Source organism: Streptomyces sp. NPDC005141 (genome assembly GCF_053599975.1).
In genome coordinates this window covers 1-22600 of sequence record NZ_JBSFYW010000009.1, presented here as the reverse complement: position 1 = coordinate 22600, position 22600 = coordinate 1, and the positions used below count along the sequence as shown (strand labels likewise).

The 22600-nt window shown below is 70.3% G+C and carries 21 protein-coding genes and 1 pseudogene; 18 read left to right on the top strand and 4 right to left on the bottom strand.

Features of this window, described 5'->3' with window-relative positions; genetic code table 11:
• Positions 1-71 precede the first annotated feature (71 nt).
• From pgsA to ACWD68_RS09410, 15 genes are all read left to right on the top strand, one after another.
• Positions 72-794: a phosphatidylinositol phosphate synthase gene (gene pgsA, locus ACWD68_RS09480; protein ID WP_451806020.1), complete on the top strand. Its 723-nt coding sequence runs from the start codon at positions 72-74 to the stop codon at positions 792-794.
• Entirely contained in the window at positions 791-1738 is a 948-nt protein-coding gene (locus ACWD68_RS09475) for a phosphatidylinositol mannoside acyltransferase (RefSeq protein ID WP_451805884.1), read from the top strand. The genes pgsA and ACWD68_RS09475 overlap by 4 nt, the downstream gene beginning before the upstream one ends.
• Entirely contained in the window at positions 1735-2895 is a 1161-nt protein-coding gene (locus tag ACWD68_RS09470; RefSeq protein WP_451805883.1) for a glycosyltransferase family 4 protein, read from the top strand. Before ACWD68_RS09475 ends, ACWD68_RS09470 begins: the two co-directional genes overlap by 4 nt.
• A 425-nt stretch (positions 2896-3320) precedes the next feature.
• The gene (locus ACWD68_RS09465; protein WP_451805882.1) at positions 3321-3866 is read left to right on the top strand and encodes a hypothetical protein; all 546 of its coding nucleotides are present in this window, start codon (positions 3321-3323) and stop codon (positions 3864-3866) included.
• Positions 3867-3987: 121 nt separating this feature from the next.
• On the top strand, positions 3988-4911 hold the full coding sequence (gene pdxS / locus ACWD68_RS09460) for a pyridoxal 5'-phosphate synthase lyase subunit PdxS (protein WP_451805881.1): 924 nt from the start codon (positions 3988-3990) through the stop codon (positions 4909-4911).
• Positions 4912-4917: 6 nt separating this feature from the next.
• Positions 4918-5523 (top strand): pyridoxal 5'-phosphate synthase glutaminase subunit PdxT, encoded by a 606-nt coding sequence (pdxT, locus tag ACWD68_RS09455; RefSeq protein WP_451805880.1) that lies wholly within the window; start codon positions 4918-4920, stop codon positions 5521-5523.
• 75 nt (positions 5524-5598) lie between these two features.
• Positions 5599-6351 (top strand): YebC/PmpR family DNA-binding transcriptional regulator, encoded by a 753-nt coding sequence (locus ACWD68_RS09450; RefSeq protein WP_451805879.1) that lies wholly within the window; start codon positions 5599-5601, stop codon positions 6349-6351.
• Positions 6352-6481: 130 nt separating this feature from the next.
• The gene (gene ruvC / locus ACWD68_RS09445; protein WP_451805878.1) at positions 6482-7078 is read left to right on the top strand and encodes a crossover junction endodeoxyribonuclease RuvC; all 597 of its coding nucleotides are present in this window, start codon (positions 6482-6484) and stop codon (positions 7076-7078) included.
• Positions 7075-7686: a Holliday junction branch migration protein RuvA gene (gene ruvA / locus ACWD68_RS09440; RefSeq protein ID WP_451805877.1), complete on the top strand. Its 612-nt coding sequence runs from the start codon at positions 7075-7077 to the stop codon at positions 7684-7686. The genes ruvC and ruvA overlap by 4 nt, the downstream gene beginning before the upstream one ends.
• Positions 7687-7775: 89 nt before the next feature.
• The gene (gene ruvB, locus ACWD68_RS09435; protein WP_451805876.1) at positions 7776-8870 is read left to right on the top strand and encodes a Holliday junction branch migration DNA helicase RuvB; all 1095 of its coding nucleotides are present in this window, start codon (positions 7776-7778) and stop codon (positions 8868-8870) included.
• Positions 8871-9033: 163 nt separating this feature from the next.
• Complete coding sequence (yajC, locus tag ACWD68_RS09430) at positions 9034-9555, top strand: preprotein translocase subunit YajC (RefSeq protein WP_451805875.1); 522 nt, start codon at positions 9034-9036, stop codon at positions 9553-9555.
• A gap of 138 nt (positions 9556-9693) precedes the next feature.
• Positions 9694-11436 carry a protein translocase subunit SecD gene (gene secD, locus ACWD68_RS09425; RefSeq protein ID WP_451805874.1) on the top strand — a complete coding sequence of 581 codons (1743 nt, stop codon included), beginning with the start codon at positions 9694-9696 and terminating at the stop codon, positions 11434-11436.
• Position 11437: 1 nt separating this feature from the next.
• Positions 11438-12556, top strand: a complete 1119-nt coding sequence (secF, locus tag ACWD68_RS09420) for a protein translocase subunit SecF (protein ID WP_451805873.1) — start codon at positions 11438-11440, stop codon at positions 12554-12556.
• Positions 12553-13092 (top strand): adenine phosphoribosyltransferase, encoded by a 540-nt coding sequence (locus tag ACWD68_RS09415; RefSeq protein ID WP_451805872.1) that lies wholly within the window; start codon positions 12553-12555, stop codon positions 13090-13092. The genes secF and ACWD68_RS09415 overlap by 4 nt, the downstream gene beginning before the upstream one ends.
• A 230-nt stretch (positions 13093-13322) precedes the next feature.
• Entirely contained in the window at positions 13323-15887 is a 2565-nt protein-coding gene (locus tag ACWD68_RS09410) for a RelA/SpoT family protein (protein ID WP_451805871.1), read from the top strand.
• Positions 15888-15977: 90 nt separating this feature from the next.
• On the opposite strand, the gene ACWD68_RS09405 is transcribed toward ACWD68_RS09410, so the two are convergent.
• Positions 15978-17207: a DUF349 domain-containing protein gene (locus ACWD68_RS09405; RefSeq protein ID WP_451805870.1), complete on the bottom strand. Its 1230-nt coding sequence runs from the start codon at positions 17205-17207 to the stop codon at positions 15978-15980.
• A 135-nt stretch (positions 17208-17342) separates the two neighbouring features.
• Positions 17343-18161, bottom strand: coding sequence for a peptidylprolyl isomerase (locus ACWD68_RS09400; RefSeq protein ID WP_451805869.1), 819 nt, complete (start codon positions 18159-18161; stop codon positions 17343-17345).
• Positions 18162-18341: 180 nt separating this feature from the next.
• Between ACWD68_RS09400 and ACWD68_RS09395 the strand changes: the two genes are divergently transcribed.
• The gene (locus ACWD68_RS09395) at positions 18342-19055 is read left to right on the top strand and encodes an MBL fold metallo-hydrolase (protein ID WP_451805868.1); all 714 of its coding nucleotides are present in this window, start codon (positions 18342-18344) and stop codon (positions 19053-19055) included.
• Positions 19056-19066: 11 nt separating this feature from the next.
• Complete coding sequence (gene hisS, locus ACWD68_RS09390; RefSeq protein ID WP_451805867.1) at positions 19067-20329, top strand: histidine--tRNA ligase; 1263 nt, start codon at positions 19067-19069, stop codon at positions 20327-20329.
• A gap of 264 nt (positions 20330-20593) precedes the next feature.
• On the opposite strand, the gene ACWD68_RS09385 is transcribed toward hisS, so the two are convergent.
• Entirely contained in the window at positions 20594-21439 is an 846-nt protein-coding gene (locus ACWD68_RS09385) for an ABC transporter permease (protein WP_451805866.1), read from the bottom strand.
• The gene (locus ACWD68_RS09380) at positions 21436-22302 is read right to left on the bottom strand and encodes an ABC transporter ATP-binding protein (protein WP_451805865.1); all 867 of its coding nucleotides are present in this window, start codon (positions 22300-22302) and stop codon (positions 21436-21438) included. The genes ACWD68_RS09385 and ACWD68_RS09380 overlap by 4 nt, the downstream gene beginning before the upstream one ends.
• A gap of 140 nt (positions 22303-22442) precedes the next feature.
• On the opposite strand from ACWD68_RS09380, the pseudogene ACWD68_RS09375 reads away from it, so the two are divergent.
• A pseudogene (locus tag ACWD68_RS09375) lies at positions 22443-22600 on the top strand (vitamin K epoxide reductase family protein); the annotation flags it as partial.

Below are 22600 nucleotides of genomic sequence, written 5' to 3'. Positions count from 1 at the left end.
ACACCGATGGCATCCCGTCGTGACACGGGGTGCGGGTGCCCGACCATCGCACAAGCGCACGCGTGGCTACGATGGGCCAGCCGACGGCCAGCAGGGGCCGCCCGGCGACACCGACCCTCGGGAAGGCCATGCTGAACAAGTACGCGCGTGCATTCTTCACGCGTGTCCTCACACCGTTCGCCGCGTTTCTCATCCGCCGGGGGGTAAGCCCCGACACGGTCACCCTCCTGGGCACGGCCGGAGTCATGGCGGGCGCGCTGGTCTTCTACCCACGGGGAGAGTTCTTCTGGGGCACGATCGTCATCACGCTCTTCGTGTTCTCCGACCTGGTCGACGGGAACATGGCACGCCAGCTCGGCCGCTCCAGCCGCTGGGGCGCCTTCCTGGACTCCACGCTCGACCGGGTCGCCGACGGAGCGATCTTCGGCGGCTTCGCGCTCTGGTACGCGGGCAACGGCGACGACAACGTCCTGTGCGCCGTCTCGATCTTCTGTCTGGCCAGCGGCCAGGTGGTGTCGTACACCAAGGCCCGTGGTGAGTCGATCGGTCTGCCGGTCGCCGTCAACGGTCTCGTCGAGCGCGCCGAGCGACTGGTGATCTCGCTGGTCGCGGCCGGTCTGGCGGGCCTGCACGCGTTCGGCGTGCCCGGCATCCAGGTGCTGCTGCCCATCGCGCTGTGGATCGTCGCCGTCGGCAGCCTCGTCACGCTGATCCAGCGCGTCGTCACCGTCCGCCGGGAGTCCGCCGAGGCGGACGCCGCGGACGCCGCCCAGAACAGCGGGGCCACCTCGTGACCAGCCTCAAGGACAGGCTGGTGGACGGTGCCTACGCCCTGGGCTGGAGCACCGTCAAGAAGCTCCCCGAGCCGGTCGCCGTGCGCCTCGGCCGCGCCATCGCCGACATCGCCTGGAAGAAGCGGGGCAAGGGCGTACAGCGTCTGGAGAGCAACTACGCGCGCGTGGTGCCGGACGCGACGCCGCAGCGGCTGGCCGAGCTCTCCAAGGCCGGCATGCGCTCGTACCTGCGCTACTGGATGGAGTCGTTCCGGCTTCCCGCGTGGAGCGAGGAGCGGGTGCGGAACGGGTTCGAGGTGAAGGACGTGCATCACCTCACCGACGGGCTCGCCTCCGACCGGGGCGTCATCCTGGCCCTTCCGCACATGGCGAACTGGGATCTCGCGGGCGCCTGGGTCACCACCCGGCTGGAGACGCCGTTCACGACCGTCGCCGAGCGCCTCAAGCCCGAGTCCCTGTACGACCGTTTCGTCGCCTATCGCGAAGGTCTCGGCATGGAGGTCCTGCCGCACAGCGGTGGTACCGCGTTCGGCACGCTGGCCCGGCGCCTGCGCGACGGCGGACTGATCTGCCTGGTCGCCGAACGGGACCTGTCCGCCTCGGGCGTCGAGGTGGAGTTCTTCGGCGAGGCGACCCGGATGCCCGCGGGACCGGCCCTGCTCGCCCAGCAGACCGGCGCCATCCTCCTGCCCGTGACGCTCTGGTACGACGACTCGCCCGTGATGCAGGGCCGGGTGCATCCGCCCGTCGAGGTCCCCGAGTCAGGTACCCGGGCCGAGAAGACGTCTGTCATGACACAGGCGCTGGCCGACGCCTTCGGCACGGGCATCGCCGACCACCCGGAGGACTGGCACATGTTGCAGCGTTTGTGGCTCAAGGACCTCGACCCCGGGAAGGGTCCCCAGGAGTCCACCGCGCAGGATCCCGAGAAGAGGACCCCGTGAGGATCGGCATCGTCTGTCCGTACTCCTGGGACGTTCCGGGCGGCGTCCAGTTCCACATCCGCGACCTGGCCGAGCACCTCATCGGCCTCGGGCACGAGGTCTCCGTCCTTGCCCCCGCGGACGACGAGACCCCCCTGCCGCCGTACGTCGTCTCGGCGGGCCGCGCGGTCCCGGTGCCGTACAACGGCTCGGTGGCGCGGCTGAACTTCGGCTTCCTGTCGGCGGCCCGGGTACGGCGCTGGCTGCACGACGGCACCTTCGACGTGGTCCACATCCACGAGCCGTCCTCGCCGTCGCTCGGCCTGCTGACGTGCTGGGCGGCGCAGGGTCCGATCGTCGCGACCTTCCACACCTCGAACCCGCGCTCCCGGGCGATGGTCGCCGCGTACTCGATCCTCCAGGCCGCCCTGGAGAAGATCAGCGCGCGGATCGCCGTGAGCGAGTACGCGCGGCGCACCCTCGTCGAGCATCTCGGCGGCGACGCCGTCGTCATCCCGAACGGCGTCGACGTCGAGTTCTTCGCGCGCGCCAAGCCCCGGCCCGAATGGCAGGGCGACACGATCGGCTTCATCGGCCGCATCGACGAGCCCCGCAAGGGCCTGCCGGTGCTCATGAAGGCGCTGCCGAAGATCCTCGCCGAGCGCCCGCAGACGCGGCTGCTGGTCGCCGGACGCGGCGACGAGAAGGAGGCCGTGGAGTCGCTGCCCGCCGAGATGCGCTCACGCGTCGAGTTCCTCGGCATGATCAGCGACGAGGACAAGGCCCGCTTCCTGCGCAGCCTCGACCTCTACATCGCGCCCAACACGGGCGGCGAGAGCTTCGGGATCATCCTGGTCGAGGCGATGTCCGCCGGAGCACCCGTGCTCGCCGCCGATCTCGACGCGTTCGCCCAGGTCCTCGACCAGGGCGCGGCGGGTGAGCTGTTCGCCAACGAGGACGCGGACGCCCTGGCCACGGCCGCGGTGCGGCTGCTCGGCGACCCGGAGCGCCGGGCCGGACTGCGCGAGCGGGGGAGCGCCCACGTACGGCGCTTCGACTGGTCGACGGTCGGCGCGGACATCCTGTCCGTGTACGAGACGGTCGCGGACGGCGCGGCAGCGGTCGCCACGGACGAACGCACGGGGCTGCGGGCCCGTTTCGGACTGGCCCGGGACTGACCGCACCGGTACACGCGACGCGAAGGGACCCGGCGGCGCGCTCCCGCGGGCCGACCGCCCAGCCCGCCCTTGCCGCGGTGTCCGTGGGTTCGGTCCAGCTTCGCCGCGCGGGTGTGGGCGGCGGCGTCCGGATGGGTCCTGCCGCCCTCGCATGCGGGCCGACGGCGCTCCGCACTGGCTTCGCAGGCCGTCGTGTCGGCGGCTCGGTCCGGCTTCGCCGTGGGGTGTGGGCGGTGGCCGGTCAGGGCAAGGCTTGCCGCTCCCTCGTGCCGGGTGGCCCGGGTGCCCCGGTTTCTCGGGGCTCCCGCGCGCGGGTGCCCCGTTCCGGCTCCGCTGTGCGCGGGAGGGGACGGCCGGACAAGGAAGCTCCCGTGGCCCCTGGGGCCTGAGGGAGTCGTGCTCACGCACCGGTAGCCTTGCCGCCCGTGACCGCAACCCTCATCTGGATCCTCGTCGGACTTGTCGCGATCGGCCTCTACCTGAGCTGGACCGCCGGGCGGCTCGACCGGCTGCACGCCCGCATCGACGCCACCCGCGCCGCCCTCGACGCGCAGCTGCTGCGCCGGGCCTCCGTGGCCCAGGAGCTGGCCACCTCCGGGGTGCTCGACCCGGCCGCCTCGATCGTGCTCTACGAAGCGGCGCACGCGGCCCGGCAGGCCGAGGAGGAGCAGCGCGAGGTGGCCGAGAGCGAGCTGAGCCAGGCCCTGCGGGCGGTGTTCGGGGAGGTGCAGCAGGTCGAGGCGGTACGCGAGGTGCCCGGCGGCGAGGAGGCGGCCGGCGAGCTGGCCCAGGCCGTGCGCCGGGTGCCGATGGCGCGGCGCTTCCACAACGACGCCGTACGCGCGGCCCGCGCCCTGCGCCGCCACCGCAAGGTCCGCTGGTTCCGCCTCGCGGGCCACGCCCCGTTCCCGATGGCCTTCGAGATGGACGACGAGCCCCCGACGGCCCTGGCGGACCGCCCGACGAACTGACGCACGGGGGCGGGCGGAGGGGAAAACGATCCACCGCCTCCCCATTGGCCCTTGCAGTGGCCTGGTCGCCTCGCGTTTCCTCAGAGAGCTCAAATCCTCTTTCACCGAGTGAGGTCAACCCGTGTCCAGCACGCTCTCCAACTCCGCCCAGCCCGCTGAGAACACCGCGATCGGCACCGCCCGCGTCAAGCGCGGCATGGCCGAGCAGCTCAAGGGCGGCGTGATCATGGACGTGGTCAACGCCGAGCAGGCGAAGATCGCCGAGGACGCCGGCGCCGTGGCCGTCATGGCCCTGGAGCGGGTGCCCGCCGACATCCGCAAGGACGGCGGCGTGGCCCGGATGTCGGACCCGAACATGATCGAGGAGATCATCGAAGCGGTCTCCATCCCGGTGATGGCCAAGTCCCGCATCGGCCACTTCGTCGAGGCCCAGGTCCTGCAGTCCCTCGGCGTCGACTACATCGACGAGTCCGAGGTCCTCACCCCGGCCGACGAGGTCAACCACTCCGACAAGTGGGCGTTCACCACCCCCTTCGTCTGTGGCGCCACCAACCTGGGCGAGGCCCTGCGCCGCATCGCCGAGGGCGCGGCCATGATCCGCTCCAAGGGCGAGGCCGGTACCGGCAACGTCGTCGAGGCCGTCCGTCACCTGCGCCAGATCAAGAACGAGATCGCCAGGCTGCGCGGCTTCGACAACAACGAGCTCTACGCCGCCGCCAAGGAGCTGCGCGCCCCGTACGAGATCGTCAAGGAGGTCGCCGAGCTCGGCAAGCTCCCGGTCGTGCTGTTCTCCGCCGGTGGCGTCGCCACCCCCGCCGACGCCGCGCTCATGCGCCAGCTCGGCGCCGAGGGCGTCTTCGTCGGCTCGGGCATCTTCAAGTCCGGCGACCCGGCCAAGCGTGCCGCCGCCATCGTGAAGGCCACCACCTTCTTCGACGACCCGAAGATCATCGCGGACGCCTCCCGCAACCTCGGCGAGGCCATGGTCGGCATCAACTGCGACACCCTCCCCGAGACCGAGCGCTACGCCAACCGTGGCTGGTAGTCACCCATGAACACTCCTGTCATCGGTGTCCTGGCTCTCCAGGGCGACGTACGGGAGCACCTCATCGCCCTGGCCGCGGCGGACGCCGTGGCCAGGCCGGTGCGGCGCCCCGAGGAGCTCGCGGAGGTGGACGGTCTGGTCATCCCGGGCGGCGAGTCCACCACCATCTCCAAGCTGGCCGTCCTCTTCGGAGTGATGGAGCCCCTCCGTGCGCGCGTGCGGGACGGCATGCCCGTCTACGGCACCTGCGCCGGCATGATCATGCTCGCCGACAAGATCCTCGACCCGCGCTCGGGCCAGGAGACCATCGGCGGCATCGACATGATCGTGCGCCGCAACGCCTTCGGACGGCAGAACGAGTCCTTCGAGGCGGCGGTCGACGTCCAGGGTGTCGAGGGGGCTCCCGTGGAGGGCGTCTTCATCCGTGCCCCGTGGGTCGAGTCCGTGGGCGCCGAGGCCGAGGTGCTCGCCGAGCACGGCGGCCACATCGTCGCGGTACGCCAGGGCAACGCGCTCGCCACGTCGTTCCACCCGGAGCTGACCGGCGACCATCGTGTGCACGGCCTGTTCGTCGACATGGTCCGCGCGAACCGGACAGCCACGTCCTTGTAGGATCTGGGGGTCCCCCCAGGCTCGCAACGTCCGGGGGAGTTCGTACCGGTTGGGTAACGCGAAGGAGACAGGCAGATGTCCGGCCACTCTAAATGGGCTACGACGAAGCACAAGAAGGCCGTGATCGACGCCAAGCGCGGCAAGCTCTTCGCGAAGATGATCAAAAACATCGAGGTCGCGGCCCGCACTGGTGGCGCTGACCCGGCCGGAAACCCCACGCTGTTCGACGCCATCCAGAAGGCCAAGAAGAGCTCGGTACCCAACAAGAACATCGACTCCGCGGTCAAGCGCGGCGCCGGCCTCGAGGCCGGTGGCGCGGACTACGAGACGATCATGTACGAAGGCTACGGCCCGAACGGTGTGGCCGTGCTCATCGAGTGCCTCACCGACAACCGCAACCGCGCGGCCTCGGACGTCCGCGTCGCCATGACCCGCAACGGCGGGAACATGGCCGACCCCGGCTCCGTGTCGTACCTCTTCAACCGCAAGGGCGTCGTCATCGTCCCCAAGGGCGAGCTGGCCGAGGACGACGTCCTCGGTGCCGTCCTCGAGGCGGGCGCCGAAGAGGTCAACGACCTCGGCGAGACCTTCGAGGTCGTCTCCGAGGCCACCGACCTGGTCGCGGTGCGCACCGCGCTCCAGGAGGCCGGCATCGACTACGACTCCGCCGACGCCAACTTCGTCCCGACCATGCAGGTCGAGCTCGACGAGGACGGCGCCCGGAAGATCTTCAAGCTGATCGACGCCCTGGAGGACAGCGACGACGTGCAGAACGTCTTCGCCAACTTCGACGTCAGCGACGAAGTCATGGAGAAGGTCGACGCCTGAGGGCTTGCACAGCGCGACGGGCCGACGGGACACACCCGTCGGCCCGTCGCTCTGTCAGTGGCACCCGATAGCCTGCACGAACTGGGGAATCTCCCGGTGGTGGCCGGGGGACGTCGAAGGAGGAGCTCGGGTGCGGGTGCTGGGTGTTGACCCCGGGTTGACCCGGTGCGGTGTCGGGGTGGTCGAAGGAGTCGCCGGCCGGCCCCTGACCATGCGCGGCGTCGGCGTCGTACGCACCCCGGCGGACGCCGAGTTGGGCCTGCGGCTGGTCGCCATCGAGCAGGGCATCGAGCAGTGGCTCGACGAGTACGAGCCCGAATTCGTCGCCGTCGAGCGGGTGTTCAGCCAGCACAACGTCCGTACGGTGATGGGCACCGCCCAGGCCAGCGCCGTCGCCATGCTCTGCGCGGCCCGGCGCGGCATCCCCGTCGCCCTGCACACCCCGAGCGAGGTGAAGGCCGCCGTCACCGGCAGCGGACGCGCGGACAAGGCCCAGGTCGGCGCGATGGTCACCCGGCTGCTCCGGCTCGCCGCGCCCCCCAAGCCCGCAGACGCGGCGGACGCCCTCGCGCTCGCCATCTGCCACATCTGGCGCGCCCCCGCCCAGAACAGACTCCAGCAGGCCGCCGCACAGAACCGGCCCCAGCAGGCCGTCGCGCAGAACAGACTCCAGCAGGCCGCAGCCGCGCACGCCTCGCTCCAGGCATCGAAAGGCCGTACCGCATGATCGCCTTCGTCAGCGGCCCGGTCGCCGCCCTCGCCCCCGACTCCGCGGTCGTCGAGGTCGGCGGCATCGGGATCGCCGTCCAGTGCTCGCCCAATACGCTCGCGGGGCTCCGCACGGGACAGCAGGCCAAGCTCGCCACCTCGCTCGTCGTCCGCGAGGACTCGCTCACCCTCTACGGCTTCGCCGACGACGACGAACGCCAGGTCTTCGAGCTGCTCCAGACCGCGAGCGGAGTCGGCCCGCGCCTGGCCCAGGCGATGCTCGCCGTGCACAGCCCCGACGCGCTGCGCCGTGCCGTGTCCACCGGCGACGAGAAGGCGCTCATCGCCGTCCCCGGCATCGGCAAGAAGGGCGCCCAGAAGCTGCTGCTGGACCTCAAGGACCGGCTCGGCCAGCCCCTCGGCCCCGGTGGCCCGGCCATCGGCACGGCGGCCGGCGCCGGCTGGCGCGACCAGCTGCACGCCGCGCTCATCGGCCTCGGGTACGCGACCCGCGAGGCCGACGAGGCGGTCTCCGCCGTCGCCCCGCAGGCCGAGGCGGCCGAGGGGACTCCGCAGGTCGGCCAGCTCCTCAGGGCAGCTCTGCAGACCCTGAACCGGGCACGCTGAACAGCCCCGGCCCCCGGGGCGGGCGCGCCCCGGTGCGGCCCGCCGACCCGCCGACCGCCCCACCACCACGAGACCGCGAGGCACCACCGATGAACTGGGACGACACGACCGACGAATCCGCCGCCGAGGGGCTCGTCGGCGGCGCCGCGGAGCGGTTGGTGGGATCGGTCGCCGACCGTGAGGACCAGGCCGTCGAGGCCGCGCTGCGCCCCAAGGACCTGGACGAGTTCATCGGCCAGGAGAAGGTCCGCGAGCAGCTCGACCTGGTCCTGCGGGCCGCACGGGCGCGCGGAGCCACCGCCGACCACGTGCTCCTCTCCGGCGCTCCCGGCCTCGGCAAGACCACCCTCTCCATGATCATCGCGGCCGAGATGGGCGCCCCCATCCGCATCACCAGCGGCCCCGCCATCCAGCACGCCGGAGACCTCGCCGCGATCCTCTCCTCGCTCCAGGAGGGCGAGGTCCTGTTCCTCGACGAGATCCACCGCATGTCCCGGCCCGCCGAGGAGATGCTCTACATGGCGATGGAGGACTTCCGCGTCGACGTCATCGTCGGCAAGGGCCCCGGCGCCACCGCCATCCCGCTGGAGCTGCCCCCGTTCACGCTGGTCGGCGCCACCACGCGCGCGGGACTGCTGCCGCCGCCGCTGCGCGACCGCTTCGGCTTCACCGCGCACATGGAGTTCTACGAGCCCGCCGAGCTGGAGCGCGTCATCCACCGCTCCGCCGGCCTCCTCGACGTCGAGATCGGCACCGAGGGCGCCGCGGAGATCGCCGGCCGCTCCCGCGGCACGCCCCGCATCGCCAACCGCCTGCTGCGCCGCGTCCGCGACTACGCGCAGGTCAGGGCCGACGGGATCATCACCCGGGAGATCGCCGGGGCGGCACTGAAGGTCTACGAGGTCGACGCGCGGGGCCTGGACCGCCTCGACCGCGGTGTCCTCGAGGCGCTGATCAAGCTTTTCGGCGGCGGCCCTGTCGGATTGTCCACACTCGCTGTCGCTGTGGGGGAGGAGCGTGAGACGGTGGAGGAGGTCGCCGAGCCCTTCCTCGTACGAGAGGGACTCCTCGCCCGTACTCCCCGTGGCCGGGTGGCGACACCCGCGGCATGGGCACATCTCGGCCTCACGCCGCCGAGCCGCTCAGCAGGCGGAAACGGACAACAGGACCTGTTCGGGGCGTGACGGCGCGCGTCGGTACCGGGGCAGGAACCCCGGTGCCATGCTGAGCGTTGTTCCCTGAGTGCGGACTCGCTTAGACTCCGCCGATGCCGCCCTTGTCGACGGCTTATATACCCCCATCCAGCAGGCCGCTCACCTTTGCGGTCGAAGAAGGAAGTCCCGACCCGTGAGTCCTCTGACCCTCCTCCCGTTCATCGTGCTCATCGGGGCCATGTTCCTGATGACCCGGTCGGCCAAGAAGAAGCAGCAGCAGGCGGCTTCCATGCGCAACGAGCTGCAGCCCGGCTCCGGCGTGCGCACGATCGGCGGTATGTACGCCACAGTCAAGGAGGTCAACGAGGACACGGTTCTCCTTGACGCTGCCCCGGGTGTGGACCTGCTCTTCGCGAAGAACGCGATCGGCGCCGTCCTCACGGACGACGAGTACAACCGCATCGTCCACGGCATCGAGCACGACCTGAAGGCCGACGGCTCCGTCGTGCCGGACGACGCCTCCTCCCTCACCGAGACCGACGAGCCCGCCGCCGACGCCTCTTCCGACGCCTCCGACGACAAGCCCCTCGACCTCGGGAAGAAGGACACGGCGGACAAGCCGGCCGACGAGGTCGCCGAGCCGAAGGCCGACCAGGTCTCCGACATCGACGCGGCAGAGGCGAAGAAGACCGACGGCGAGGCCGAGGCGAAGTAGCCACGACCCGGGAGCGCGGCGCTACCGATCGCGCCGGCACCTCCCGGGACGTGCTGTTCTCGCACGGAGTCCCGACACCATGGCATGGCCGTCCCGCGCTCACCCGGCGCAGGGCGGCCCGAGAGGGAGTACGAGAAGGTGGCAGCACCGAAGAAGGGCCGGAGCGCGAGCGCCCAGAGCAGGCCGGGGCGCTCGCTGGCCCTGATCCTGATCGCCATCGCGGCGCTCACCGGGGGGATGTTCGCCTCCGGGCACACCACTCCGCGTCTCGGCATCGATCTCGCCGGCGGCACGAGCATCACGCTCACGGCGAAGAACGAGCCGGGCCAGCCCAACGCGATCAACAAGACCAACATGGACACCGCGGTCGACATCATGAACCGCCGTGTCAACGGTCTCGGTGTCTCCGAGGCCGAGGTTCAGACCCAGGGCCGCGACAACATCATTGTCAACATCCCCAAGGGAACGAACTCCAAGCAGGCCCGCGAGCAGGTCGGCACCACCGCCAAGCTCTACTTCCGTCCCGTGCTGGCCACCGAGGTCTCCGGGGCCGACGCGTCGGCCAGCCCGTCGCCGAGCGCCTCCGGCAAGGCCACGGACAAGGCGACCTCGTCCTCCTCGGCCTCCGCGACGCCGTCGGCCACCGCCACCTCCCAGGGCCGCGCGGTCACCGACGCCCTGAAGGCCGACTCCACGCCGTCGTCGAGCGGCTCCCCGAGCTCCTCGGCCTCCTCCAGCGCCTCGCCCTCCGCGAGCGCCAGCGCGGACCCCGCGACCGCCAAGCTGCAGGCCGCGTACGCCGCGCTCGACTGCACGAAGCAGGATGTCCGCGCCAAGGCCGGTGACGGCGCCAAGCCGACCGACCCGACCGTGGCCTGCGGCCAGAACTCCTCGGGCCAGTGGCAGAAGTACGTTCTCGGCCCGGCCGAGGTGGCCGGCACGGACATCAAGAAGGCCGGCGCGGTCTTCGACACGCAGAGCGCCGCGGGCTGGAAGGTCACCATGGACTTCACGTCCGGTGGCTCCAAGAAGTTCGCCGCCATCACCGGCAAGCTCGCGCAGAACCAGCCCCCGCAGAACCAGTTCGCCATCGTCCTCGACGGTGAGGTCGTCTCCGACCCTTCGGTCAGCCAGTCGCTGAGCGGCAGTGCGGAGATCTCCGGAAGCTTCACGCAGACCGAGGCGCAGGACCTGTCCAACATGCTGAAGTACGGCGCGCTGCCGCTCAGCTTCAAGGAGTCCAGCGTCACCACGGTGACCGCCGCGCTCGGCGGCGAGCAGCTGCACGCCGGTCTGATCGCGGGCGCCATCGGCCTCGCCCTGGTCGTCCTCTACCTGGTGATCTACTACCGGGGCCTGTCGGCCATCGCCATCGCCTCCCTGCTGGTCTCCGCCGTCCTCACGTACGTGCTCATGGCGCTGCTCGGCCCTGCCATCGGCTTCGCGCTGAACCTTCCGGCCGTCTGCGGAGCGATCGTCGCGATCGGTATCACAGCGGACTCGTTCATCGTGTTCTTCGAACGCATCCGGGACGAGATCCGCGAGGGACGCTCCCTGCGGCCCGCCGTCGAGCGTGCCTGGCCGCGTGCCCGGCGCACCATCCTGGTCTCCGACTTCGTGTCGTTCCTCGCCGCCGCGGTGCTCTTCATCGTCACCGTCGGCAAGGTCCAGGGCTTCGCGTTCACCCTCGGTCTGACCACGGTCCTCGACGTCGTCGTCGTGTTCTTGTTCACCAAGCCGCTGATGACGCTCCTCGCCCGCAAGAGGTTCTTCGCGGAGGGCCACAGCTGGTCCGGCCTCGACCCGAAGCGACTCGGCGCCAAGCCGCCGCTGCGCCGCACCCGTCGCGCGTCCGCCCCCGTCGACACGAAGGAGGCGTGAGATGTCGAAACTCGGCACCCTCGGCGCCCGGCTCCACCGCGGCGAGATCGGCTACGACTTCGTCGGCAAGCGCAAGATCTGGTACGGCATCTCGATCCTGATCACCATCACGGCCATCCTCGGTCTGACGGTGCGCGGCCTGAACATGGGCATCGAGTTCCAGGGCGGTGCCGTCTTCACCACCGGCAAGACCGGCGTCTCGGTGAGCCAGGCGGAGACGTACGCGGAAGAGGCCTCCAACCACGACGCGGTCGTCCAGAAGCTCGGCAACGGCGGACTGCGCGTCCAGATCGCCGGTATCGACACCGACAAATCGGACACGATCAAGGATCAGCTCGCCAAGGACCTGAAGGTCGACTCCGAGTCGATCAACGCCGACCTGGTGGGCCCCAGCTGGGGTGACCAGATCGCCAACAAGGCCTGGCAGGGCCTGGCGATCTTCATGGTCCTCGTCGTGATCTACCTGGCCATCGCCTTCGAGTGGCGCATGGCCATCGCGGCGCTGGTCGCCCTGATCCACGACATCACCATCACGGTCGGCATCTACGCCCTGGTCGGCTTCGAGGTCACCCCGGGCACCGTGATCGGTCTGCTCACGATCCTCGGTTACTCGCTCTACGACACGGTCGTCGTCTTCGACAGCCTCAAGGAGCAGACCAAGGACATCACCAAGCAGACCCGCTGGACGTACAGCGACGTCGCCGACCGCTCGATCAACAGCACCCTGGTGCGTTCCATCAACACCACGGTGGTCGCGCTCCTGCCGGTCGCCGGCCTGCTGTTCATCGGTGGCGGCGTGCTCGGGGCGGGCATGCTCAACGACATCTCGCTGTCGCTGTTCGTCGGCCTCGCGGCCGGTGCGTACTCCTCGATCTTCATCGCCACGCCGCTCGTCGCCGACCTCAAGGAGGCCGAGCCGCAGATGAAGGCCCTGCGCAAGCGGGTCCTCGCCAAGCGGGCCCAGGCCGCCGCCAAGGGCGAGTCCCTGGAACCGCAGGTCGCGGGCGCCTCGTACGAGGACGACGAGCCGGAGGACGCCACACCGGCGGTCGTCGGCCCCCGCAACCAGCCCGCGTCCCGCACCCGCGGCCGCGGCCGGCCCTCGGGCAAGCGCCGATGACCGGCATCGAAGAGCTGCTGTCCAGCCGTATCCGTGACGTGGCCGACTACCCGGAGCCGGGAGTGATGTTCAAGGACATCACCCCGCTCCTGGCCGACCCGGCCGCGTTCGGCGCGCTGACCGACGCCCTGGCGGACATCGCCGTGAGCACCGGGGCCACCAAGATCGTCGGCCTGGAGGCCCGTGGCTTCATCCTCGGCGCACCGGTCGCCGTTCGCGCCGGGCTCGGCTTCATCCCGGTGCGCAAGGCGGGCAAGCTCCCCGGAGCGACCCTGTCGCAGGCGTACGACCTGGAGTACGGCTCCGCCGAGATCGAGGTGCACGCCGAGGACCTGAACTCGGGCGACCGGGTGCTGGTCGTCGACGACGTCCTCGCCACCGGCGGCACCGCCGAGGCCTCGCTCCAGCTCATCCGCCGGGCGGGCGCCGAGGTCGCGGGCGTCGCCGTACTGATGGAGCTCGGCTTCCTCGGCGGCCGCGGCCGTCTGGAGCCGGCTCTGGCCGGCGCTCCACTGCAGGCGCTCCTCACGATCTGAGGCCCGTCCGCGTACCAACCCGGAGACAGCCCCGGGAAAGGCCCCCGAAAGGCCTGAGACACCCGTAGGACACCGTGGAGGCGGGCCCGGAGGAATCCGGTGCCCGCCTCTGGCGTTCTCCCTGTACGAGGCCGCCCCCGGCGGCCGACAGCGAGTCCGGCGCCCGGGATCGCTACCATGGGGTTTCCGGAGCCTGACCGGGGGACCCGGATCGCGCACGAGGAGCCCTCTTGCCAGACGAGGCCCAGCCACTCGCCCCCAGTGCTGAACGCCTGGGGGGAACCGCCTCCACCAAGCCCGAGCCCGCCTCGGGCCCCGCGGAGACGCCCGCAGGGAACGCCGCGAGCGGGCCGGTGGAGCACGCCCAGTCAGCGCCCGACGACTCGGCGGCCGAGCAGTCACGCCCCAAGCCGGCCCCTCCCGAGCGCCCCGCGAGCACCCCGGCGGTCCGTCCCGCGGCAGGTCAGCCCGCGCGCTCCGGTGGCTCCTCCAACCGCGTCCGCGCCCGCCTCGCCCGTCTCGGCGTCCAGCGCTCGAACCCGTACAACCCGGTTCTGGAGCCGCTGCTGCGGATAGTGCGCAGCAACGACCCCAAGATCGAGACGGCGACGCTCCGGCAGATCGAGAAGGCGTACCAGGTCGCCGAGCGCTGGCACCGAGGCCAGAAGCGCAAGAGCGGCGACCCGTACATCACGCACCCGCTCGCCGTCACGACCATCCTCGCCGAGCTGGGCATGGACCCGGCGACGCTGATGGCCGGTCTCCTGCACGACACGGTCGAGGACACCGAGTACGGCCTCGACACCCTGCGCCGCGACTTCGGCGACCAGGTCGGGCTGCTCGTCGACGGCGTCACCAAGCTGGACAAGGTCAAGTTCGGCGAGGCCGCCCAGGCCGAGACCGTGCGCAAGATGGTCGTCGCCATGGCCAAGGACCCCCGCGTCCTGGTCATCAAGCTCGCCGACCGGCTGCACAACATGCGCACCATGCGTTATCTCAAGCGCGAGAAGCAGGAGAAGAAGGCGCGCGAGACCCTGGAGATCTACGCGCCGCTCGCTCACCGCCTGGGCATGAACACCATCAAGTGGGAGCTGGAGGACCTCGCCTTCGCGATCCTCTACCCCAAGATGTACGACGAGATCGTGCGCCTGGTCGCCGAGCGCGCCCCCAAGCGCGACGAATATCTCGCCATAGTCACCGACGAGGTCCAGTCCGACCTGCGCGCGGCCCGCATCAAGGCGACCGTCACCGGCCGCCCGAAGCACTACTACAGCGTCTACCAGAAGATGATCGTCCGCGGCCGTGACTTCGCGGAGATCTACGACCTGGTGGGCATCCGTGTCCTCGTGGACACCGTCCGCGACTGCTACGCGGCGCTCGGCACCGTGCACGCGCGATGGAACCCGGTCCCCGGCCGGTTCAAGGACTACATCGCGATGCCGAAGTTCAACATGTACCAGTCGCTCCACACGACGGTCATCGGCCCCAACGGCAAGCCCGTCGAACTCCAGATCCGTACGTTCGACATGCACCGCCGCGCCGAGTACGGCATCGCCGCGCACTGGAAGTACAAGCAGGAGACCGTCGCCGGCTCCTCCAAGATCCGTACGGACGTGCCCCGGGCGGCCAAGGGCAGCGCGGGCCAGGACACCGTCAACGACATGGCGTGGCTGCGCCAGTTGCTCGACTGGCAGAAGGAGACCGAGGACCCCAGCGAGTTCCTGGAGTCCCTGCGCTTCGACCTGTCGCGCAACGAGGTCTTCGTCTTCACGCCCAAGGGCGATGTCATAGCGCTTCCGGCCGGTGCGACGTCGGTGGACTTCGCGTACGCGGTTCACACGGAGGTCGGCCACCGGACGATAGGGGCACGGGTCAACGGACGCCTCGTGCCGCTCGAATCCACCCTGGACAACGGTGACTTGGTGGAGGTCTTCACCTCCAAGGCGGCCGGGGCGGGACCCTCCCGCGACTGGCTCGGCTTCGTGAAGTCGCCGCGCGCCCGCAACAAGATCCGCGCCTGGTTCTCCAAGGAACGCCGCGACGAGGCGATCGAGCACGGCAAGGACGCCATCGCCCGCGCGATGCGCAAACAGAACCTGCCGATCCAGCGCATCCTCACCGGCGACTCCCTGGTCACCCTCGCGCACGAGATGCGCTACCCCGACATCTCGTCCCTGTACGCGGCGATCGGCGAGGGCCATGTCACGGCCCAGAGCGTCGTCCAGAAGCTCGTCCAGGCGCTCGGCGGCGAGGAGGCGGCCACCGAGGAGATCGACGAGTCCGTACCGCACGCGCGCGGCCGCGGCCGCAAGCGGCGCAGCAACAACGACCCCGGTGTGGTCGTCAAGGGCGTCGACGACGTGTGGGTCAAGCTCGCCCGGTGCTGTACGCCGGTGCCGGGTGACCCGATCATCGGCTTCGTCACCCGCGGAAGCGGTGTGTCGGTGCACCGCAGCGACTGCGTCAACGTCGACTCGCTGTCGCGCGAACCCGAACGCATCCTCGAGGTCGAGTGGGCGCCCACCCAGTCCTCGGTCTTCCTGGTCGCCATTCAGGTCGAGGCCCTGGACCGGTCCCGGCTCCTGTCGGACGTCACGCGCGTCCTGTCCGACCAGCACGTCAACATCCTGTCCGCGGCCGTCCAGACCTCCCGCGACCGAGTCGCCACCTCCCGCTTCACCTTCGAGATGGGCGACCCCAAGCATCTCGGACACGTCCTGAAGGCCGTACGGGGCGTGGAGGGCGTGTACGACGTGTACCGCGTGACGTCGGCCCGCCGGCCCTCCGAGGCCTGACACCGGCCGGTGCCCGGCCCGGTGGCCGGGCACCACGCGAAGGGGCTCCCGTACGTTGCGTACGGGAGCCCCTTCGTGTGTCGGGCGATGTCAGCCGCCGAACTCCTGAAGACCCTTCAGCGCCTGGTCCAGCAGCGCCTGACGGCCGTCCAGCTCCTTCTGGAGCTTGTCGGCCTTCGCGGTGTTGCCCGCGGAGCGCGCCGCCTCGACCTGGCCCTGGAGCTTGTCCACGGCGGCCTGGAGCTGACCGGTCAGACCCTCGGCACGCGCGCGTGCCTCCGGGTTCGTCCGGCGCCACTCGGTCTCCTCGGACTCCTGGAGGGTCCGCTCGACCGCGTGCATCCTGCCCTCGACCTTCGGGCGGGCGTCGCGCGGCACGTGACCGATGGCCTCCCAGCGCTCGTTGATGGAACGGAAGGCCGCACGGGCCGCCTTCAGGTCCTGCACCGGGACGAGCTTCTCGGCCTCCTCGGCCAGCTCCTCCTTGAGCTTCAGGTTCTCCGACTGCTCCGCGTCACGCTCGGCGAAGACGGAGCTGCGCGCCGCGAAGAACACGTCCTGGGCGCCGCGGAAGCGGTTCCACAGGTCGTCCTCGTGCTCGCGCTGGGCGCGGCCCGCGGCCTTCCAGTCCGCCATCAGCTCGCGGTAGCGGGCCGCCGTCGGGCCCCAGTCCGTCGAGCCGGACAGCGACTCGGCCTCGGCGACCAGCTTCTCCTTGGTCTTGCGGGCCTCCTCGCGCTGCGCGTCCAGCGAGGCGAAGTGCGCCTTGCGCCGCTTGGAGAACGCCGAGCGGGCGTGCGAGAAGCGGTGCCACAGCTCGTCGTCCGACTTGCGGTCGAGTCGCGGCAGCCCCTTCCAGGTGTCCACCAGGGCCCGCAGCCGCTCACCGGCAGCCCGCCACTGGTCGCTCTGGGCCAGCTCCTCGGCCTCGACGACCAGCGCCTCCTTGGCGTGCCGTGCCTCGTCGGACTGCTTGGCCCGCTGGACCTTGCGCTCCTCACGGCGCGCGTCGACCGTTTCCACGAGCTTGTCCAGCCGGACCTTCAGCGTGTTCAGATCGCCGACCGCGTGGTGGGCGTCCACCTGCTCACGGATGTGATCGATGGCGGTCTGGGCGTCCTTCGCCGACAGGTCGGTGGTCTTCACTCGCTTTTCGAGGAGGCCGATCTCGACAACCAGGCCCTCGTACTTGCGCTCGAAGTAGGCCAACGCCTCATCAGGGGAGCCGGCCTGCCAGGAACCGACGACCTGCTCGCCGTCGGCCGTACGCACGTACACGGTCCCCGTCTCGTCGACGCGGCCCCACGGGTCGCTGCTCACAGCGCCTCCTCCACATGATGCCTGTGAGGGGCGTCAGCGCCCCCTGGCATCGTCCACAGTTTCGTCACGGCCAACATAGGCGACCGGCGGGGCGGCTGTCCGCATCCCGCGCGACCGAAATTAAGCAGCTGGCGGTCAGGATTTCGTCACGGTCATCCTGTTGATGACGACCGTCGCGTTGGGTGCTCCGTCGCCCTGGCCCGTACTCTCGCCGGCGGCCGCGATCTTCTTGAGGACCGTCATGCCGGACTTGGAAATAGTTCCGAACGGTGTGTAGCTGGGCGGAAGCTGACTGTCCTGGTAGACGAGGAAGTACTGGCTGCCGCCGGTGTGCTTCTGGCCGGTGTTGGCCATGGCGATCGTGCCCGCCGGGTACACGTTGTTCTTGAGGGTTTTGTCCTTCAGGTTCTCGTCCGGGATCGTGTAGCCGGGACCGCCGGAGCCCTGGGCCGTCGGGTCACCGCACTGCAGCACGAAGATGCCGTTCGTGGTGAGCCGGTGGCACTTGGTGTGGTCGAAGAAGCCCTTGCCCGCGAGGAACGCGAACGAGTTCACCGTGTGCGGGGCGGCGGACGCCTTGAGGGCGATGTCTATGTCGCCGCAGGTCGTCGCCATCTTCATGGTGTAGTCCGCGGCCTTGTCGACGGTGACCGCCGGCTCCTTCTTCCAGCTCAGCGACTTCACCTTGCCCTCGGCCGGCTTCTCGCACGGATCGGGCGCCTTGCTCGGCGTGGCGCTCGGAGTCACCTCGGCGCCCGCGTTGGTCTTCTTGTCGTCGTTCTTGAAGACCCCGGTCACGTACGACAGCGCACCGCCCGCGACGACCACGCCGACGACCGACGCGATCACCGCGTTGCGTGTATGGGTCTTGCGTCGCGAGTTTGTGCGGCGCTGCTGCTGTCGCAAGAACTTCTCCCGGGCGAGCTGACGCCGCCGCTGTTCCTGGCTGACCACCGGGTTTCTCCTCGTGCGTCTCGTACGTCGTGTGGGACGCGTGCGTCTTGTGAGCCGACCGCCTGCGTGTGCCCCGTACCGTATATGGGTTCGCTGAGGAATCGGCAGCGCCGGTAGGCTCTGATCCACAGCCACCCGCCCCGTACGACACCAGCGCGTACGCCACCACGAAGGACGATCGTGCTCATTGCCGGGTTCCCCGCCGGGGCCTGGGGGACCAACTGTTACCTGGTCGCCCCCGCCGCCGGTGAGGAGTGCGTGATCATCGACCCGGGCCATCAGGCCGCCCAGGGAGTCGAGGACGCACTCGAGAAGCATCGGCTCAAGCCCGTCGCGGTCATCCTCACCCATGGCCACATCGACCACGTCGCCTCGGTCGTCCCGGTGTGCGGAGCGCACGACGTGCCGGCCTGGATCCACCCCGAGGACCGGTTCATGATGAGCGACCCCGAGCGGGCGCTCGGCCGCTCCATCGGAATGCCGCTGATGGGTGAACTGACCGTGGGGGAGCCCGACGACGTGCGGACGCTGACCGACGGCGCCGAGCTGAAGCTGGCGGGTCTCGACCTCTCCGTCGCGCACGCGCCGGGCCATACGAAGGGGTCGGTGGCGTTCCGGATGCCCGAGAGCGCGGACATCCCGTCCGTGTTCTTCTCCGGGGATCTGCTCTTCGCCGGCTCCATCGGACGCACCGACCTGCCGGGCGGCGACATGGACGAGATGCTCGACTCGCTGGGCCGTGTGTGCCTGCCGCTCGACGACTCGACCGTGGTGCTGTCCGGCCACGGCCCCCAGACGACCATCGGCCAGGAGCGCGCCACCAACCCGTATCTGCGGCAGGTGGCCGCCGGCCTGGGAGCGGACCCGACCTCCGCTCCTCGACGAGGAATGTGACGAGAGACTTCGTGAGCACCTTCAAGGCCCCCAAGGGCACGTACGACCTGATTCCGCCGGACAGCGCCAAGTACCTCGCGGTCCGCGAGGCGATCGCCGCCCCGCTGCGCAACTCCGGCTACGGCTACATCGAGACGCCCGGTTTCGAGAGCGTCGAACTGTTCGCGCGCGGTGTCGGTGAGTCCACCGACATCGTGACCAAAGAGATGTACGCCTTCGAGACCAAGGGCGGCGACAGGCTGGCGCTGCGCCCCGAGGGCACCGCCTCCGTGCTGCGCGCGGCCCTCGAGGCCAACCTGCACAAGCTGGGCAACCTCCCCGTCAAGCTCTGGTACTCGGGCTCGTACTACCGCTACGAGCGTCCCCAGAAGGGCCGTTACCGCCACTTCTCCCAGGTGGGCGCCGAGGCGATCGGAGCCGAGGACCCGGCGCTCGACGCCGAGCTGATCATCCTGGCGGACCAGGCCTACCGCTCGCTCGGCCTGCGCGACTTCCGGATTCTGCTCAACAGCCTGGGCGACAAGGAGTGCCGTCCCGTCTACCGGGCCGCGCTGCAGGACTTCCTGGGCGGCCTGGACCTCGACGAGGACACCCTCCGCCGTGCGGAGATCAACCCGCTGCGCGTCCTCGACGACAAGCGCGAGGACGTCCAGAAGCAGCTGGGCGGGGCGCCGTTGCTGCGGGACTACCTCTGTGACGCCTGCAAGGCGTACCACGAGGAGGTGCGCGACCTGATCACGGCCGCGGGCGTCTCCTTCGAGGACGACCCGAAGCTGGTGCGCGGACTCGACTACTACACGCGGACCACGTTCGAGTTCGTGCACGACGGTCTCGGTTCGCAGTCCGCGGTGGGCGGCGGTGGCCGTTACGACGGACTGTCCGAGATGATCGGCGGTCCCGCGCTGCCGTCCGTCGGCTGGGCGCTGGGCGTCGACCGTACGGTGCTGGCGCTGGAGGCGGAGGGTGTGGAGCTCGAACTCCCGTCGGCCACCAGTGTGTTCGCGGTGCCGCTCGGGGAGGAGGCCCGCCGGACGCTGTTCGGTGTGGTCACCGAACTGCGCAGGCTCGGTGTCGCCGCCGACTTCTCGTACGGCGCGAAGGGGCTCAAGGGCGCGATGAAGAACGCGAACCGCAGCGGCGCGCGCTTCACGATCGTCGCCGGCGAGCGTGATCTCGCCGAGGGCGTCGTGCAGCTCAAGGACATGGAGTCCGGGGAGCAGGCGGCGGTCGCGGTCGACGCGATCGTGGCCGAACTGCGGTCCCGCCTGGGCTGACGCGGGTCCTCCCGCATCGGCGACCGACCGCCGCCGGCCGGTGCCCCGGCCGGCGGCGGGTCCTCCCGCCTCGGCGACCGCCTCGCCGGGGCACCGGCCCCAGCGGCTCCCGACCCGGCCCCGGCCGCTCCTGGCCCGGCACGGTACGGGCTGATCCCGGCACCGGCCGGCCCCCGCCCGACGCGGGACGCGCGGGAGCCCCGCTCGGCTCCTGTGCCGAACGCACCGCGTCCGGCGCCGAGTCGGGGCGCGCGGCCGGAGTCCTCATCCGTCGCGCCGGTTCTTCCATCGGAAGGTCAGCAGGCACAGCAGCAATCCTCCGACGCACCATGCCCCGAGCACCAGGGCGATCCGCCCGAACTCCCAGCCTCCCGCCTGTTCGAGGACTTTGGCGGACTCGGGCAGGAACACCCCGCGCAGCCCCTGGCACATCCACTTGAGGGGGAACAACGCGCCGATGTTCAGCATCCAGTCCGGGATGGTGTCGATGGCGATGTAGACGCCGGAGATGAACTGGAGGACCAGGAACGGCAGGACGACCACCGACGTGGCACTCTTGCCCGACTTCGGGACCGAACTGATCGCGATGCCCAGCAGGGCGCAGGCCGTGAGCCCCAGGACGAAGATCCAGGCGAAGTCCGCCCACTTGCCCGGGTCCGAGGGCAGGTCGACGTCGTACAGCGTGGTGCCGACGAGGAGCAGGATCGCCGTCTCCAGGGCGCCGGTGACGAGAACCAGCCATATCTTGCCGAGGAAGTACGCGGCGGGCGGCATCGGTGTCCCGCGCAGCCGCCGCAGCACCCTCTCGTCCCGCTCGATCGCGATCGAGATGCCGAGCGACTGGAAACTGGTCGACATGATGCCCGCGGCCATCATCGCCGGGACGTACAGCTGGGAGGCGGTGATGCCCGCGCCCGCCACGTCGTCGCTGAAGATCGACGCGAACAGGAACAGGAAGACGACCGGGAAGGCGAAGGTGAACATCACCTGGTCGCGCTGCCGGAAGAACTGCCTGATCTCCAGGGCGCCGCGCCGCAGCCCCAGCCCCCACGCTCCGGGCAGCCTGCCCGCCGCGGTCCTCGTGCGCACGCGTGCGTCGGTGGTGGTCATCGCGCGTCCTCCAGGCCGGTCAGTCGCAGATAGACGTCCTCCAGGGTGGGGCGGCTCACCCGGAGCCCCGGGATCTCCCCGTCGAAACGGTGCGTGAGCGCGGCGACGGTCCTGGTGGGGGTGTCAGTGCGCTCACTGCGCGGGCTGCCGTCGGCCTCCGTCCACTCGACCGTGGCCCCGGTGCCGAAGCGCTCGCGGAGCGCGGCCGGTTCGCCCTCGGCGACGACACGGCCGCGCGCGACGACCGCCAGCCGGTCCGCCAGGGCTTCCGCCTCCTCCAAGTAGTGCGTGGTCAGGAGGATGGTCGTGCCCTCGTCGGCCAGCTTGCGGATCAGGTCCCAGAACTGCCGTCGTGCCGCCGGGTCGAATCCCGTCGTCGGCTCGTCCAGGAGGAGCAGTTCGGGGCCGCCGATCACGCCGAGGGCCACATCGAGCCGTCGCCGCTGACCGCCCGAGAGCGACTTGATCCTGCTGCCCGCCTTCTCCTGCAGACCGACCAGGCCGATGACCTCCTCGGGATCGCGGGGATTCGGGTAATAGCGGGAGAAATGCCGCACCGTCTCGCCCACCGTCAACTCGGCGGGCGCGGATTCGTCCTGCCAGACGATTCCGACACGGGACCGCCACGCGCGCGTGGCGGTCGCCGGGTCCGAGCCGAGCACGGAGACCTCGCCCGCGTCCCGCCGGCGGTTGCCCTGGAGGATCTCCACGGTGGTGCTCTTGCCCGCTCCGTTCGGCCCGAGCAGGCCGAAGACCTCGCCCTGCCGGATGCCGAGATCGATGCCGTCGACGGCGGTCACGTCCCCGTACTGCTTGCGCAGCCCCCGTACGTCCACCGCGAGCCGGTCCGCGTCTGTAGTCATGACCGCGAGCCTCCCGCGGAACCGAACGCTCCGGGAGGACCGTGCGTACCTTCTTATGTCCACCGAACGGTGGACAAGCGGGCGGGTGCGGCACAATGAGCCTGCCCCGCAGGCCCCTTCGAAGCTACGGAAACGGCGTGATGAGCAAGACGACAGTCAAGGACATCCCGACCGACCAGGAACGCCCCGCCGCGCCGCGGACGGCCGGCGGCAGCCGTGCCCTCGCCCTGCTGCTGGTGATCACGGGTGCGGCCGGTCTCCTTGCCGCGTGGGTCATCACGATCGACAAGTTCAAGCT

Bases quoted from the DNA above. Each gene is read 5' to 3' on its own strand.
- ACWD68_RS09415 (WP_451805872.1), top strand. From the start codon at position 12,553: ATGACCGGCATCGAAGAGCTGCTGTCCAGCCGTATCCGTGACGTGGCC.
- ACWD68_RS09450 (WP_451805879.1), top strand. From the start codon at position 5,599: ATGTCCGGCCACTCTAAATGGGCTACGACGAAGCACAAGAAGGCCGTG.
- secF (WP_451805873.1), top strand. From the start codon at position 11,438: ATGTCGAAACTCGGCACCCTCGGCGCCCGGCTCCACCGCGGCGAGATC.
- ruvB (WP_451805876.1), top strand. From the start codon at position 7,776: ATGAACTGGGACGACACGACCGACGAATCCGCCGCCGAGGGGCTCGTC.
- ACWD68_RS09385 (WP_451805866.1), bottom strand. From the start codon at position 21,439: ATGACCACCACCGACGCACGCGTGCGCACGAGGACCGCGGCGGGCAGG.
- ACWD68_RS09380 (WP_451805865.1), bottom strand. From the start codon at position 22,302: ATGACTACAGACGCGGACCGGCTCGCGGTGGACGTACGGGGGCTGCGC.
- pdxT (WP_451805880.1), top strand. From the start codon at position 4,918: ATGAACACTCCTGTCATCGGTGTCCTGGCTCTCCAGGGCGACGTACGG.
- pgsA (WP_451806020.1), top strand. From the start codon at position 72: ATGGGCCAGCCGACGGCCAGCAGGGGCCGCCCGGCGACACCGACCCTC.
- ruvA (WP_451805877.1), top strand. From the start codon at position 7,075: ATGATCGCCTTCGTCAGCGGCCCGGTCGCCGCCCTCGCCCCCGACTCC.